This window comes from Glutamicibacter sp. 363 (assembly GCF_052379505.1).
Lineage (GTDB): Bacteria > Actinomycetota > Actinomycetes > Actinomycetales > Micrococcaceae > Glutamicibacter.
On sequence record NZ_JBQSYR010000017.1, the window covers coordinates 32,620 to 46,759 of the forward strand.

The 14,140-nt window shown below is 62.1% G+C and carries 10 protein-coding genes; 9 read left to right on the plus strand and 1 reads right to left on the minus strand.

Annotation, left to right across the window (positions count from 1 at the left end; translation table 11 throughout):
- The first annotated feature begins 28 nt into the window (after nucleotides 1-28).
- From ACT3UA_RS11735 to ACT3UA_RS11765, 7 genes are all read left to right on the plus strand, one after another.
- Entirely contained in the window at nucleotides 29-655 is a 627-nt protein-coding gene (locus tag ACT3UA_RS11735; protein WP_141393544.1) for a hypothetical protein, read from the plus strand.
- 519 nt (nucleotides 656-1,174) lie between these two features.
- A complete protein-coding gene (locus tag ACT3UA_RS11740) occupies nucleotides 1,175-1,315 on the plus strand; it encodes a hypothetical protein (RefSeq protein ID WP_444616587.1) in 141 nt (46 codons plus the stop codon).
- A 62-nt stretch (nucleotides 1,316-1,377) separates the two neighbouring features.
- Nucleotides 1,378-2,211: an AraC family transcriptional regulator gene (locus ACT3UA_RS11745; RefSeq protein ID WP_444616589.1), complete on the plus strand. Its 834-nt coding sequence runs from the start codon at nucleotides 1,378-1,380 to the stop codon at nucleotides 2,209-2,211.
- A gap of 117 nt (nucleotides 2,212-2,328) precedes the next feature.
- Nucleotides 2,329-3,171, plus strand: coding sequence for an ABC transporter ATP-binding protein (locus ACT3UA_RS11750; RefSeq protein WP_096286722.1), 843 nt, complete (start codon nucleotides 2,329-2,331; stop codon nucleotides 3,169-3,171).
- A 45-nt stretch (nucleotides 3,172-3,216) separates the two neighbouring features.
- On the plus strand, nucleotides 3,217-4,284 hold the full coding sequence (locus tag ACT3UA_RS11755; RefSeq protein ID WP_096286720.1) for an ABC transporter substrate-binding protein: 1,068 nt from the start codon (nucleotides 3,217-3,219) through the stop codon (nucleotides 4,282-4,284).
- Between the two features lie 13 nt (nucleotides 4,285-4,297).
- Nucleotides 4,298-6,439, plus strand: coding sequence for an iron ABC transporter permease (locus tag ACT3UA_RS11760; RefSeq protein WP_217990383.1), 2,142 nt, complete (start codon nucleotides 4,298-4,300; stop codon nucleotides 6,437-6,439).
- A gap of 50 nt (nucleotides 6,440-6,489) precedes the next feature.
- Nucleotides 6,490-7,575, plus strand: a complete 1,086-nt coding sequence (locus ACT3UA_RS11765) for a peptidase C39 family protein (protein WP_096286718.1) — start codon at nucleotides 6,490-6,492, stop codon at nucleotides 7,573-7,575.
- A 107-nt stretch (nucleotides 7,576-7,682) separates the two neighbouring features.
- On the opposite strand, the gene ACT3UA_RS11770 is transcribed toward ACT3UA_RS11765, so the two are convergent.
- Nucleotides 7,683-11,204: a bifunctional proline dehydrogenase/L-glutamate gamma-semialdehyde dehydrogenase gene (locus tag ACT3UA_RS11770; RefSeq protein ID WP_444616593.1), complete on the minus strand. Its 3,522-nt coding sequence runs from the start codon at nucleotides 11,202-11,204 to the stop codon at nucleotides 7,683-7,685.
- Between the two features lie 259 nt (nucleotides 11,205-11,463).
- On the opposite strand from ACT3UA_RS11770, the gene ACT3UA_RS11775 reads away from it, so the two are divergent.
- Together ACT3UA_RS11775 and putP are read left to right on the plus strand one after the other, a co-directional pair.
- The gene (locus tag ACT3UA_RS11775) at nucleotides 11,464-12,408 is read left to right on the plus strand and encodes a LysR substrate-binding domain-containing protein (RefSeq protein WP_444616595.1); all 945 of its coding nucleotides are present in this window, start codon (nucleotides 11,464-11,466) and stop codon (nucleotides 12,406-12,408) included.
- 157 nt (nucleotides 12,409-12,565) lie between these two features.
- Nucleotides 12,566-14,071: a sodium/proline symporter PutP gene (putP, locus tag ACT3UA_RS11780; RefSeq protein ID WP_444616597.1), complete on the plus strand. Its 1,506-nt coding sequence runs from the start codon at nucleotides 12,566-12,568 to the stop codon at nucleotides 14,069-14,071.
- Nucleotides 14,072-14,140 lie beyond the last annotated feature (69 nt).

The window sequence follows — 14,140 nt, forward strand, 5'->3', positions numbered from 1 at the left end:
CACAGCCGCGCTGACTACACTTGATTCGGTGACCGAGAACAAACCCCGCATGCAGCTTTCAGCCCTGTCCATCTTCATCTGGTTCGCGGTGATCCTCGGACTGGCCGGCAACACCGCGCTAGCCATGACCCATCTGGTCTTAGGTTCGAACGCCTTGGTAGTAGTCAGCCTCTGGGTGCTGCGCTGCCTGGTACTAGCCACTTTTTGGTTGTTGCCAATCACCCGTGCGGCAAAAATCTTCGGCATCGGAATCATCATGCTTAGCTTCCTGCTCGATCTGCTGCTCAAGCTCCCGGTGCTGGGCAGCGTGGAATACGGCGACTGGTTCTTCGTCTCCGCGCTCGATCTGACCGGCGCCTACACCGGCTACTTCCACACCTTGGGCCTGATCCTTCCGCTGGTGGCCCTCACCGGCTGGTTCATCCTGCGCCCGCGCGGTGCCGCCGGCTGGATCGTGGGCCTGGCCAGCGGGCTCGGCTTTGGCTTCCTGGCGCTGGCCGCCGCGCAGGCCCCCGAGGGCTCGCTGGCCCTCTTCGTGCTCGCCACGCTCGCCCGCTACATCCTGCCCGCGCTGCTCTCCGTGGCCGCAGACGTGCTGGCCGCGCGCCCCGGCGGTGGCGAACGTCAAGCAAAGAAGAAATCGGCAAAATCCTAGTTACCCGTTGCCGGGCGTGCGGCACTAAGCCCCTGACGCGGGCAAATCCAGCGGTAATCATGTTGTTAATCTAGTCTTGTGATTGCTGCTGACAGTACTGCCGCCTCTGGTCGCAGAAGCACCAGATTCTGCGCTGGCTTGGTGTTTTGGGAAAGTTCTTGTTTCCATGGGTAGTTTAATTCTTCGACATCAAAAGGGTCGGGATGTTGCTTCCTTCCTCAATCACCCTGCTTCCATTCACGAATGCAGACACAGACTTCATTGCCACGATGGCCACGGACGAACGAGCAGTCCGCTTTATTGGTTATGGGCAACCGTAGGAACGGCAAACTATCACGGCCTGCGTTCGCGAAGCCCTTGAACAAGAACCGCTGGACCTTGTGGGAGCATCGCGCTGGTTCGTAGCAACTGAGGCAAACGAAGCCCGTCGGCATCGTGTTTTCCACCCGCCAAGAAGCCTGTGTGGAGCTCGGCTTCTGAGTATCGGCAGATAAATGGGGACGAGGAATCGGCGGAGCAATGCTCGACAATGCCCTGTCCATCATTCCCGGGGCCTTCGGAATCAATAAACTCAGCGCCCGAGTCGCTCCGGGTAACGCTGTCTCCGCCAGCTTGCGCATTGCACACTGGGTTAGCCTTGTTTATGAAGTGGAACGCTGATCAGATTCCTGCATGGCTATGGCGCGGTCTGCGTCATGTCGATAACTTTCTATACTGCTAGCATGACCCGTATTTCTGCACCAGCTATCGGGCTAGGCACCTGGTCCCGTGAGCCGGACACCTCCTTGGTGCGAGCAACCGAGCTGCCCCTCGGCGCGACTTCTTCATTCGTGATCTTGAGCGAAGCGTTCGACATTGAGGCGTCCACGGAATGGGAGCCGCATTCGCACTTGGCCCATGAACTCTTGTGGGCACAGGAGGGCACGCTCACCGCACAAATTGAGGGACAGATTTTTACGGTCTCCGAGGGTTACGGCCTCTGGATTCCAGCCAAGATGCTTCATGGTGGACGGCTGACAGCACACATAAAACTCTTTAGCGCCTTCTTCGCCCCCGAACGAACCACCACCGAATTCAGAGTCCCGACGGTGATCGACATGGAACCGCTGCTTGAGTCGCTGTTGATCCACCTCTCTAGTCGGGAACTGAGCCAAGAAGCCAGAGCCCGTGCAGAGGCCGTCGTTTTTGACGTGCTCAAACCTTCCGCCCACCAAGTGGCGCTGCGTCTGCCCGATGACCCGCGGATCAGTGGCATTGCACACCAGTTATTGGCAAACCCGTCGGATAATCGACCCCTTGAGCAGTGGGCAGTGGAAACTGGGATCAGCGCACGCACCATCACCCGCGCCTATCGTGAGGCGACAGGCCTGTCCTTTGCCCAGTGGCGCCAAGCGGTGAAAGTTCACCGCGCAATGGAGCTGCTGGCCACTGGCGAAGGAGTCCAGGACGTGGCTGACTTGTTAGGTTACGCTCAGCCGAGTACTTTTATTGATGCTTTTCGGCGCACTATGGGATCGACACCCGGCGCATTCACCATGGCGAACTCGAAGAAGTGACCGGAAAACCTGATTGAATGTCAGAAATCATTGATTGCTGACACACAATAGTTAACTTAGACTTACCTAAGTGAAAATCATTAACAAATCCGGACGTAATCAGTCCGCCCAACGCTCATGCCAGGCGTAGCAGCCGGATCAGCTTCCGCTGGGGCCGGAAGCATGCACGCCCATGAGGTGGTGCTGCGCTATGGCAAAAGCACCGTGGTCGACGGTGCCTCCATCAGCTTATCCCCGGGTGAAGTCACCGCGCTCATTGGACCCAATGGCAGTGGAAAATCGACACTGCTGCGTTCCATGGCACGGTTGCATGAGCGAGCCGCAGGGGTTATCACCCTCACCGGTTCCCATTCGAAGCCCCGCGAAATCAGCACGCTGAACGGACGCGAATTCGCGCACGAAGTCACGCTCTTTGCTCAGTCCCACGCCACCCCGGAGGGCTTGGCGGTGGCAGATATCATCGCTTTCGGCCGCCACCCGTATCGGCGCGGATTCGCCGGACTATCCCAGACGGATCACGCAGCTATTTCTCGGGCCATGGAGCTGACCGGCACAACAGCTATGTCGCAAAAGGCAGCCGGGGAGCTTTCTGGCGGAGAACTTCAGCGTGTTTGGCTAGCGGTGTGCCTGGCACAGCAAACCAACGTGGTGCTGCTCGACGAACCTACCAACCATCTGGACCTGAGATACCAAGTCGAGACCCTGGACCTAGTCCACGATCTGGCCCGTGAAAACCGGCTGGCCATCGGCATTGTGCTCCATGACTTGAACCAGGCCGCCGCGCTGGCGGACCGGCTGGTGCTGATGAAGCAAGGTCGGGTGCACGCCACTGGAACTCCCGCCGAGGTCCTCACCGCCGAGAACCTCTCAGAGGTTTATGAGATCAGCGTGCAGGTCAGCACCGATCAGCAGACCGGATTGCTGCGTATCGAACCGGTCAGCCGCCACCGGCAAAGCTGACCACTTCTGCTTACCACCGAAACACTCATTAACAAGGGAAAAACTATGTCTCCACTCGTCCGTAGCGCCGTCACTTCCGTGGCCGCCCTCGCCCTTCTCTTCACGGCCACCGCTTGCGGCACCACCGACACCTCCGGATCTGCCTCCGCACAGAGCCCCTCCGCGGCCTCTGCAAACTGCGCGGATGACACCACTGCCACGAGCACCGACTCGGTCTCGATGACCGATGATCTGGGCCGCACGCTGGAATTAGATAAGCCAGCCGAACGCGTGGTCGTGCTCGAATGGCAGGAAATTGAAGATGCACTAACCTTATGTGTCACCCCGGTCGGCGTCGCCTCCCCCGATGGATACACCACCTACGTCACAGCAGAGCAACTTCCAGAAGGCGTCGCCTCGGTAGGCGAACGCGGCGAACCAGATCTGGATTCCATCTACGCATTAGATCCCGATTTGATTATCGTGGATGCCTTTAGCGACCAGGACCCTGTGCTATCGCAGCTTGATAAGGGCGACGTTCCAGTTCTGGCGGTTAGGGGCAACGATTCTTCAGACCCCATTGGCAATATGAAGAACGTCTTCTCGCAGGTCGCCGAGGCCACCGGCCGCACCGAGCGCGCAACCGCAGTGCTCAACGAATTCGATGCCCACCTAGCGGCCAAGAAGCAGGAGGTGGCCGATGTGAAGATGGAAACCACTGACTTCATGTTCTTCGACGGTTGGGTTGACGGCTCCAACCTGACCATCCGTCCCTACACCGACGGCGCGCTGTTCACCGAGCTCGGTAAGGAACTGGGATTGACACCGGCTTGGAGCGACGGCATCAACAAGTCCTTTGGCTCCGGCGGAGTGAACAAGGAATACGGTCTAGCCCAAACCGATGTGGAAGGCTTGGCCGGTGTGGGCGAAGCCAACCTGTTCTACTCCAACGACGCAGGAACTGGCTGGACCACCGAACTGACTTCCAGCGAGATCTGGAAGAACCTCAGCGCAGTCAAGGAAGGCCGGACCTTCCAGTTCCCGAACATCTGGGGTGCTGGTGGACCGAAGTCCACCAGCCAGGCCGTGGATGCTTTCGCCGATGCGTTGACCTCCGCTTCGGAAGCCAAGTAGTCCACGGCAAAGCATGATTACCGCTGAAAAATCCGCAGACCGGCTGCCAGCTGCCGGTGACGTGAGCGTCTCGATGACCGGCACGGAAAATTCTTTCGTGCCGGCCACCGGCGCTCGAATCGCAGCAGGTCTAGGCCTGCTAGCCGCCTTGGCAGCAGCAGTGCTGCTGGTCGGCGCCTGGCATCTGACGCAAGGAACTTCCGGGGTAGGGCTGGGTGAACTGCTGCGCGCTTTGTTCGGGGAGAACACCCGGATTGGCGGCGTAGGGGTCGCCGAGATCTTCACCGGCTCCCGGATGCCACGACTCTGCGCGGGGGCCGCGGTAGGTTTGGCTTTGGGAGTCGCCGGCTCCCTGCTCCAATCGGTTACCCGCAATCCGTTGGCCTCACCGGACACCTTGGCCGTCACTTCCGGAGCTTACTTCGCGCTGAGCGTGGCCGCAGCCTTGGGCCTGAGCCTGTCCACTTTGGCATCCAGCACCCTAGCATTCGCCGGCGGTCTGCTCGCCGCCGGGGTCGTGCTGGCTATCTCCGGGCGCAGTGTAGGGACCGCCACTACCAGGTTGATCCTCGCAGGCTCAGCCATCGCGATGGCTTTGGAAGCCGGCAGCGGCATCATCTTGCTGCTCTTCAAGGAAAATACCACCGGACTCTACGCCTGGGGCTCAGGCTCACTGTCCCAGCTGAACCTGGATGCTTTTTTACGCAGCCTTCCGGTGATCCTGGCGGTCTTGCTCATCTGCCTCTTGCTCTGTCGCCGTTTGGACGTGCTCGCCCTGGGCGATGAAAACGCTGCGGTGCTCGGCATTCCCGTTCGTTCAACGCGCACCCTAGCCGTCCTGTGCGCCGTGGTGCTCACCGGCGTCTCCGTTTCGCTGGCCGGACCCATCACCTTTGTCGGGCTCGGCGCCCCGGTGCTCGCCCGGCTGCTCGCACGTCGACTAACCGTGTTGCGCCGCCAGCTATTTTTGCTTCCAGCCACTGGGCTAATCGGTGCGCTACTGATCCTGCTGGCCGATGCGGTCCTCCGTTCCTTGTTAGGCGCACAAGGTGCAGCCTCCATTCCCACCGGCGTCCCCACGGCGATCCTGGGCGGGGTGCTGATTATCATCCTGGCGATGCGGCTGCCCGAAGCTTCCAGCACCCGCAACTCCTTGCAGGTGGCTAGCAAACTGCTTAGCCGCCGCCGGTTCATTCTCACCATGGTGCTGGGTCTCATTTTGCTGCTCGGAACGGTGATTCTAGGCCTTCTGGCTGGGAGCATGTTCCTGAAGCTGGGAGACCTGGCCTTGTGGTTCCAGGATGATGCACCCAAGCTCATCGCCCGCGCTTTCTCCGAACGGGCACCACGGATCACTGCGGCTCTGGGCGCCGGAGCCGCACTGGGCCTAGCTGGTTGCTTGGTACAGGGCACCGTGCGCAATCCCCTGGCCGAACCTGGCATCCTTGGCATCACCGCGGGTGCCGGGCTGGGCGCGGCCATAGTGATCACCGCCCTTGGCGGTTCACGCTCGCTGCTGGTGATTTTTGCGGTCATAGCCTCTTTAACCACGTTCGCCGTCATCACTGCGCTGGCCTGGCGCCGAGGTTTCTCCCCGGAACGCTTTGTGCTGATCGGCATTGGCGCTGGCTACACCCTCTCCGCGGTCACCACCTACCTGTTGTTGAGCATTAACTCGTGGGAAACCCCGCGCATCTATACTTGGCTGTCTGGCTCAACCTATGGCCGTCAGTTCGGGGACGTGGCGCCGGTTGTGGCGGTGCTGGCACTCAGCCTTCCGGTGGTGCTGCTCATGGGGCGCAAACTCGACTTGCTGGCCATCGACGAGGATCTGCCCCGGGTGCTGGGCATCAAGACGGCCCGCACCCGGCTGATCGCTCTGTCAATTGCAGCGTTGCTCGCAGCGCTCAGCGTGGTAGCAGTGGGTGTGGTTGGCTTCGTCGGACTCATCGCCCCGCATCTGGCCCGGTCGCTGGTGGGGGCGCGCCATCACCGGGTGATTCCGGTATCCATGGTTTTCGGAGCATTGCTGGTCTGCCTGGCCGATACGCTGGGCCGTACAGTGATCGCGCCGTCACAGATCCCAGCCGGGTTGATCGTTTCCCTCCTTGGCGCGCCGTACTTCATCTGGCTGCTCTACCGCTCACGCGCCTAGTTGCTAAGCAAGGAGCTGAAACCAGTTACCCACCGAACCGAAAGTCTCCCATGGCACATCACCCTGCTCTTCGCGCTAGGCTCCAAGACTTCGACCCGGATCAGCATCCGGCGCAACTGAAGCACCTGGGTTCCATGACCGGTCCGTGGGAACGCGAAATTCCGGCTGCCAGCACCCGACTGCTGACGATACAGTTTTCCGAAGCCGTAATAGTCGGTGCCGCATTGCTCACCGCCCGTCCGGCGGCAGCCTACGTAAAGATCGCAGGGCTCCTCGCCCGCGACGCAGCAACACGCGAAGAGGTCATCCGCGCGGTGCTGGATTACGCCCGGGTTCAAAACCTAGCCTGCGTGAAATGGGAAAACTGGACCCAAGATCCGCGGCTAGCCGCCCTGGCCGAACAAACCGGTTTCCAGACGCTGCCCGCCCCGCGCTGCGCCACACAAGCTTCGGACTCGACTCCACAAGCAGGCTACGTGCGCTGGATGCATCCGGCCAGCTACTTGCGAACCGCGCACTACCAGCAAAGCGAGAACTTCACCTGCGCGGCGGTTGCCGCCCTGGCCGCGCACGGGGAAACCACCAGCATCGCCGAGCTGGATCAACTACGCACCGCGGAGTTGCTGTTGTGGCGTCAAGCGACCAACTTCATGGCCTGTGAACCAGTGGGGCTCGGGCTGGCCATCGCAGAGCGTTGGCCAGCCAGCTCGGTCCAGGTGTCTCTGGATACCAGAAAGCCGGTCATCGTTGACTACTATCCCGAGGCCGAACGCGGCTGGCGCGGCATCCTCCAAGCTGAATCGCACCGCCGGGCGAAGGCGACCGGACTGCCGGTGACTTCTACGCGGCTGCAGATCTCACAGATCCAAGAAGCGGTGGGTAACGGTGCCCGGGTGCTGCTGCTGGTGTCGTTGCAGCAGATGCTCGGCTACGACGTCCCGCATTGGATCTTGTGCCATGGGACAGCGGGTTCCGCGGAACATCCGGTGATCATCATCGATGATTCGTGGATTGATGCTCCTAGCGGGGAGAGTTGGGTGGATGCGACCTGCCTTCCCATCACCGGCCAAGAATTAGATGCCATGTCTTGTCTTGAGGCAGATGGATATCGCGCTGCGCTGATCCTGACTGACTGAATGACCAGCGAGTCTCGGGCCTGAAACGAAGCACAAAAAACCGCGGGCCGGCCCGGACCTCAAACGAGGTACGGACCGGCCCACGGTCAACGCAGGAAACTAGCGGACTAGATCAGCTCGTCGCTGAGGTGGTTCGGCGTACCGAACCGGTGCGCGGTGATCGATACCGCCTGCTCGTGCAGGAACGGCAGCAACTCCACGCGTCCGGCACCGGTGACCGGCGAGGCGTAGATCGCCACATCGGGCTTGCCGTCGGTGGCCTCGGCAACGGCCTTGGCCGAACCGCCGATCAAGCGAATGCGCGAGGCCGCGGTCGGCCCCTCTTTCGCGGCCAGGCGCGCGGCCCGGGCGGCGAACGCCGCTGCATCTTCGCGGACCACCGTCACCGAGTGCTCGGCGAACAGGTTGCGCACCCCGCGTGGCAGGTCCGCATCCGCGGAGAAGATCACCCGGGAACCGGCGGTCACCCCGGCGGCCACCACGCGCAAGGCCTCGGTGATGCCGTGCCCGCTGGAGGCGGCTTCGAAGCGCACCGTGACATCCACCGGCTTGTAGCGGAAGATATTGCGCTCGGCGGCCAGTCCCGAACGGTCCTTGGCCGCGTTGAACTCCTGGTGCCACCACAGCTTGTCGCTGCCCAGCGCACCGCGCAACCAGTCGGCGTCTTCGCCCGATAGCTCCGCGGCGTTCAGCAGCCGCTCGTCGAAGGCCGACAAGGTGGCCGTTTCGGTCACCGGAGCATCGCGCCAGCTGCCCATGCCGACCAGGTAGTTCGGGCCGCCGGCCTTGGTGCCCGCGCCGATCGCCGAGCGCTTCCAGCCGCCGAAGGGCTGGCGCTGCACGATGGCACCGGTGATGCCGCGGTTCACGTAGATGTTGCCGGCCTGGATGTGCTCCAGCCAGTAGGCCATCTCCTCCGAATCCAGCGAGTGCAGCCCGGAGGTGAGTCCGAAGTCGATGTCGTTGACTATTTCGACCGCTTCTTCAAGGCTCTGCGCGGTCATCACGCCCAGGATCGGACCGAAGTACTCGGTCTGGTGGTATTCGCTGCCGCGCTGCACCCCGTAGCGCACGCCCGGGGAGTAGAGCTTGCCCGACTCGTCGAGCTGCTTGGGCTCGATGGCCCAGCGCTCCCCTTCGCCCAGGGTGCTCAAGCCGCGCACGAGCTTCTCCCCCGGTACGTCGATCAGCGGTCCCATCTGGGATTCCGGGTTCCACGGGTAGCCGACGGTCAGCGATTTCACCGCGTCGATCAGCTGGCTGTTGAAGCGCCGCGATTCGGCCACCGAGCCGACCAGCACCACCAGCGAGGCGGCCGAGCACTTCTGCCCGGCGTGCCCGAAGGCCGAGGCCACCACGTCGCGTGCGGCCAAGTCCAGGTCCGCGTGCGGGGTGACGATCACCGCGTTCTTCCCCGAGGTTTCGGCCAGCAAGGGCAGATCCTTGCGGAAGGAGCGGAACAGCTGCGCGGTCTCGTAGCCGCCGGTGAGGATCAAGCGGTCAACCCGCTCGTCGGAAACCAGCTGGGTGCCGAGCTTCCGCTCGCCGGCGAAGACCAGCTGCAAGACGTCCTGGGGCACTCCCGCATCCCACAGGGTCTGCACCATCACCGAGCCGATGCGGGCGGCCAGCGTGGCCGGCTTGATGATCACCGCGGATCCGGCGGCCAGCGCGGACATCGTCGACCCGGCGGGGATCGCCATCGGGAAGTTCCACGGCGGGGTGACCACGGTCAGCTTCGAGGGCACAAAGCTTGCCCCGTCGACGTTTTCCAGGTCCAGGCCGCGCTGCGCGTAGTAGTGGGCGAAGTCGATCGCCTCGGAGATCTCCACGTCGCCCTGGTCGATGTTCTTTCCGCATTCGGAGCCGAGCACCTCCAGCAGCATCGCGCGGCGCTCTTCGAAGAGCAGCCCGGCACGGTGCAGGATCTCCGCGCGGCCGGCCGCGCCGAGCGCCTGCCAGCTAGCCGATGCGTCCACGCCCATGGCGATGGCCTCATCCATTTGCGCCGTCGAGGACAGGGTATGGGCGGCGACCAGGTCCTTGCCGAGATTTGAATCCTGCATTTTGGACAGGATCTCGCGTCCCCAGGCGCGGTTGGCGGCCAGGTTCGGGTCGGTGTCCGGGGTGTTGAAGAACTCGGTGCTTCCATCGGCGAATCCGGCCACTACCTCGGTCAGCGAAGCGTCGGGCAGCTGGCGGTTCTGCACGCGGTGCGTTGCGGGCACCACGTCGGTCAGGTTTTCCAGCGAGGCGAGGAAGCGGTTGGTTTCACGCTCGAACAATTCCTCGTTCTTCTCCAGTTCGAAGACCGCGGACATGAAGTTCTCCTGGCTGGCGCCCTCTTCGAGGCGGCGGATCAGGTAGGCGATGGCCACGTCGAATTCTGCCGGGTGCACCACCGGGGTGTAGAGCAATAGCTCGCCCACATCGCGGCGCACCGCTTCGGCCTGGCCGGTGGCCATGCCCAGCAGCATCTCGAACTCGATGCCATGCTGCACGCCGCGGGCCTTGGCCAGCAGCCAGCCCAGCGCCACGTCGAAGAGGTTGTGCCCGGCGATGCCGATGCGCACATTCGGCACATGTTCCGGGCGCAGCGCGTATTCGAGCACCGACTTGTAGCTGGTGTCGGTGTCCTGCTTGGAGTGGCAGGTGGCCAGCGGCCAGCCGTGGATATCGGCTTCCATGATTTCCATCGGCAGGTTCGCGCCCTTGACCACGCGCACCTTGATCGGCGCGCCGCCGGCGGCCACGCGCGCGGCGGAGAATTCCTGCAGCTCGATCATCGCGCCCAGGGCGTCGGGCAGGTAGGCCTGCAGCACGATCCCGGCCGAGAGGTCCTTGAACGCCGGCAGCGACAGGAGCTTGGTGAAGACCGCGATGGTCAGTTCCAGGTCCTTGAACTCTTCCATGTCCAGGTTGATGAACTTCTTCGCGCTCGCGTTGTTGGCCAGCTCGTAGAGCGGGCGCAGCTTGGCCACGATGTGCTCCACGGCCTCGTCGAAGGCCCAGTGGTTGTGCGGGGCCACGGTGGAGGAAACCTTGATCGAAACGTAGTTCACGTCATCGCGGGCCAAGAGCTTGGAGGTGCCCTCCAGACGGCGGGTCGCTTCGCCCTCGCCGAGGATCGCCTCGCCGAGCAGGTTCACGTTCAGGTTCACCCCTTCGCGCTTGATCTTGGAGATCGCGCCGCCCAGCTTGGTATCCGAGGCGTCGATGATCAGGTGGCCGACCATTTCACGCAGCACCTTGCGGGCCACGGGCACGACGATTCCCGGCAGCAGCGGAGCCATGGTGCCGCCCAGTGCGACGGCCTTGCGCAGATACCACGGCAGGAAGGCTGGGACCATCGGGGCCAGCCGCTTCAGGTTGCTGGCCGCGACCTTTGGATCTTCGGGGCGGATCACGCCGTCGACGAATCCAACGGTGAAGTCCAGGCCCTTCGGGTCCTTCAGTACTCCCGCGAGGCGCGCCGCAGAGGCGTCGACCGGGAATTTGGCGGCTTCGGTCAGCCAGTGGCGGACCAAGGCGATGGTCTCATCGGCAAGTTCTGTGGGGTGGGTCAGTGGCTTGCCTGTTGCGTCAACCGCCGGAGCGACGGTTCGCTGTGAGGTGATAGAGGATGACATATGTGCCGTTCCCTTCGATGCAGTTCGTCCTTATATTGATACACCGATCGCGAATTTCGTTGTGGCTGACGAGCTTACGGAATCACCGGATAGTTGGCCGCGAAAATGCTGTGTGCAAGATCGAGTATGACCCCAACTTTGATTAAGCAAAAGTGAACAAAGCCGAAGGGCTTCGTTCGGGTTTGCTAATGTATTAATGGGTGCACGAAACGCCCGGGCATAATTCCACTTAACATGCGTGTGATTAGGATATGAATCAATGCTTGAACTGCGACGATTACGTCTTCTCAGAGAATTAAGTATTCGCGGAACGATCGCCGAGGTTGCGGATGTGCTCCGCTACTCCCCGTCCTCGGTTTCGCAGCAGCTCAGCCAGCTCGAAGACGAAGCCGGAGTCGAGCTTTTGCGACGCAATGGACGCAAGCTCCAGCTGACTCCGCAAGCCCAGGTTCTCGTCGCCCACACCGAGGAATTGCTCGGCTCGATGGAACGTGCCGAAGCGGACCTGGCGGCGACCATGTCCAACGTCTCGGGCACCGTGCGCCTAGCGGTTTTCCAGACCGCGATGCTCGCCATCATGCCATCGGTCTTGCGCAAGCTGCACTCCATGCATCCGCATCTGCGCGTGGAGATGACCCAGCACGAACCCGAAGAAGCGCTGCACGAAACCAGCGCCCGCAACTTCGATCTGGTGATCGCCGAACAGTATCAGGGGCATGCGGCACCGATCTTTGAAACTCTCGATCGGCGCCACCTCGCGCATGACCCGATCCGCCTGGCGCTTCCGCTGCCCGGCGGCGAGGGCAACGCCGAATTCGACCGGGCCACTTCCCTGGCCGATGCCGCGGCCCTTCCATGGGTGATGGAACCGCCGGGCGCGGCAAGCCGGCACTGGGCGGAGCAGTCCTGCCGCATGGCCGGATTCGAGCCGGACGTACGTTACGAAACGGCCGATCTTCAGGCACATGTCACCCTGGTCGAGACCGGCACGGCGGTGGCGCTGCTGCCGGATCTGGTGTGGACCCAGTTCGAGCGGCAGCTGCGTTTCGTGGACCTGCACAACGCCCCGGTGCGCACCATTTTCACCGCGATGCGGCACTCTTCGGCGCGATCCCCGGCGATCGCGGCGGTGCGCACGCTGGTGCACGAAGAGCTGGCAATTCAACACGAAGCGCAGGAACTCGATTCTGATTCTGCGCACTAGTTCGATACGGTCTTTTAAGTTACAAATCCATAACGAGCAGTGAAGGCAGCCAAGACAAATAGAAAAATAAGTGCAATAGTGGTGATTCGCACCACTAGATCCGCGGTTCGCCGGGCAATAACACGCGCCGGCGAACAAAAAACGGCAATGAGGAAAAATGTCTGACCAGACTTATCAGATCATCGCAATCGCTTTTTATATGGCCGTGATGCTTGGCATCGGCTATATAGCTTTTAGGCGAACATCGAATATCGACGATTACATGCTCGCAGGCCGTGGCCTGAAGCCTTGGGTGGCAGCGCTATCCGCAGGTGCAAGTGACATGTCGGGCTGGCTGTTGATGGGCCTGCCCGGCGCCATCTACCTTGGCGGCCTGCACGAAGCCTGGATCGCCATTGGCCTGCTGATCGGCGCCTGGGCGAACTGGAAGTTCGTCGCCCCTCGTCTGCGTTCCTACACCGCCATCTCACAGAACGCGATCACCATTCCGAGCTTCTTCGAGAAGCGCCTGAAGGACCGCAAGCACCTGCTGCGCATCGCCTCGGCGGTCATCATTCTGGTGTTCTTCACCTTCTACGTGTCCTCGGGCATGGTCGCCGCCGGCAAGTTCTTCGAAGCTTCCTTCGGCTGGCCTTATCTGAACGGCATGATCTTCGTTGCCATCATCACCTTGCTCTACACGCTGTTCGGCGGCTTCCTCGGAGCCTCGCTCACCGACGTGGCCCAGGGCCTGCTGATGTTCACCGCGCTGATCGCGGTGCCGATCGTCGCCGTCATCCAGATGGGCGATTTCGGCTCCCTGGCCTCGAAGATCACCGAGGTGAATCCGGAAGCCTTCAACCTGTTCTCCTCCTTCACCGGCAGCAACTGGTTCCTCGCGGTCGTGGCAATTTTCTCCACCGCCGCCTGGGGACTGGGCTACTTCGGCCAGCCGCACATCATCGTGCGCTTCATGGCGCTGCGCAGCCCGGGCGAGGCCAAGACGGCACGCCGCATCGGCATCGGCTGGATGTTCCTGGCTTCGGCAGGCGCCATCGCCACCTCGCTGGTTGGCGTCGCCTACTTCGCCGACGAACCGTTGACCGATGCAAGCAGCGAGACCGTGTTCCTACTGCTCAGCCAGATCTTCTTCCACCCGCTGATCGCCGGTTTGGTGCTGGCCGCCGTGCTGGCAGCCATCATGTCGACGATGTCCTCGCAGCTGATCGTCTGCTCCTCGGCGTTGGTCGAAGATCTCTACAACATCACCGGACGCAAGGCCTCGCCTAAGGCACTGGTGATGCTCGGACGTACCGGCGTGCTGATCGTGGCGGTGATCGCCACGCTGCTGGCGCTGAGCCCAAGTTCCTCGATCCTGGACCTGGTCTCCTTCGCCTGGGCCGGTTTCGGCGGCTCCTTCGGTCCGATCGTGCTGCTGGCCCTGTACTGGCGCAAGCTGACCGCTCTGGGCGGCTTCGCCGGCATGGTTTCCGGTGCCGCGGTCGTCTACATCTGGGGCAACATCGACGTGCTTGCCAGCAACATGTACGAGATCGTCCCGGGCTTCATCGTCTCGCTGGTTGTCGCGTGGCTCGTTTCGCGGGCGACCTACAAGCCGAACGCGGAGATCGACGCGGAATTCACCGCCATGGAAGAAGAACTCGGCACGAAGGTTACCGCCTAACGCGCAAGTCGTTCTTCCCGAGAAAACCGGCGCCCGCCGAATGCCCAACGGCACTCTGCGGACGCCGGT

Bases quoted from the DNA above. Each gene is read 5' to 3' on its own strand.
- ACT3UA_RS11765 (WP_096286718.1), top strand. From the start codon at position 6,490: ATGGCACATCACCCTGCTCTTCGCGCTAGGCTCCAAGACTTCGACCCG.
- ACT3UA_RS11745 (WP_444616589.1), top strand. From the start codon at position 1,378: ATGACCCGTATTTCTGCACCAGCTATCGGGCTAGGCACCTGGTCCCGT.
- putP (WP_444616597.1), top strand. From the start codon at position 12,566: ATGTCTGACCAGACTTATCAGATCATCGCAATCGCTTTTTATATGGCC.
- ACT3UA_RS11775 (WP_444616595.1), top strand. From the start codon at position 11,464: ATGCTTGAACTGCGACGATTACGTCTTCTCAGAGAATTAAGTATTCGC.
- ACT3UA_RS11770 (WP_444616593.1), bottom strand. From the start codon at position 11,204: ATGTCATCCTCTATCACCTCACAGCGAACCGTCGCTCCGGCGGTTGAC.
- ACT3UA_RS11750 (WP_096286722.1), top strand. From the start codon at position 2,329: ATGCCAGGCGTAGCAGCCGGATCAGCTTCCGCTGGGGCCGGAAGCATG.
- ACT3UA_RS11740 (WP_444616587.1), top strand. From the start codon at position 1,175: ATGCTCGACAATGCCCTGTCCATCATTCCCGGGGCCTTCGGAATCAAT.
- ACT3UA_RS11760 (WP_217990383.1), top strand. From the start codon at position 4,298: ATGATTACCGCTGAAAAATCCGCAGACCGGCTGCCAGCTGCCGGTGAC.
- ACT3UA_RS11755 (WP_096286720.1), top strand. From the start codon at position 3,217: ATGTCTCCACTCGTCCGTAGCGCCGTCACTTCCGTGGCCGCCCTCGCC.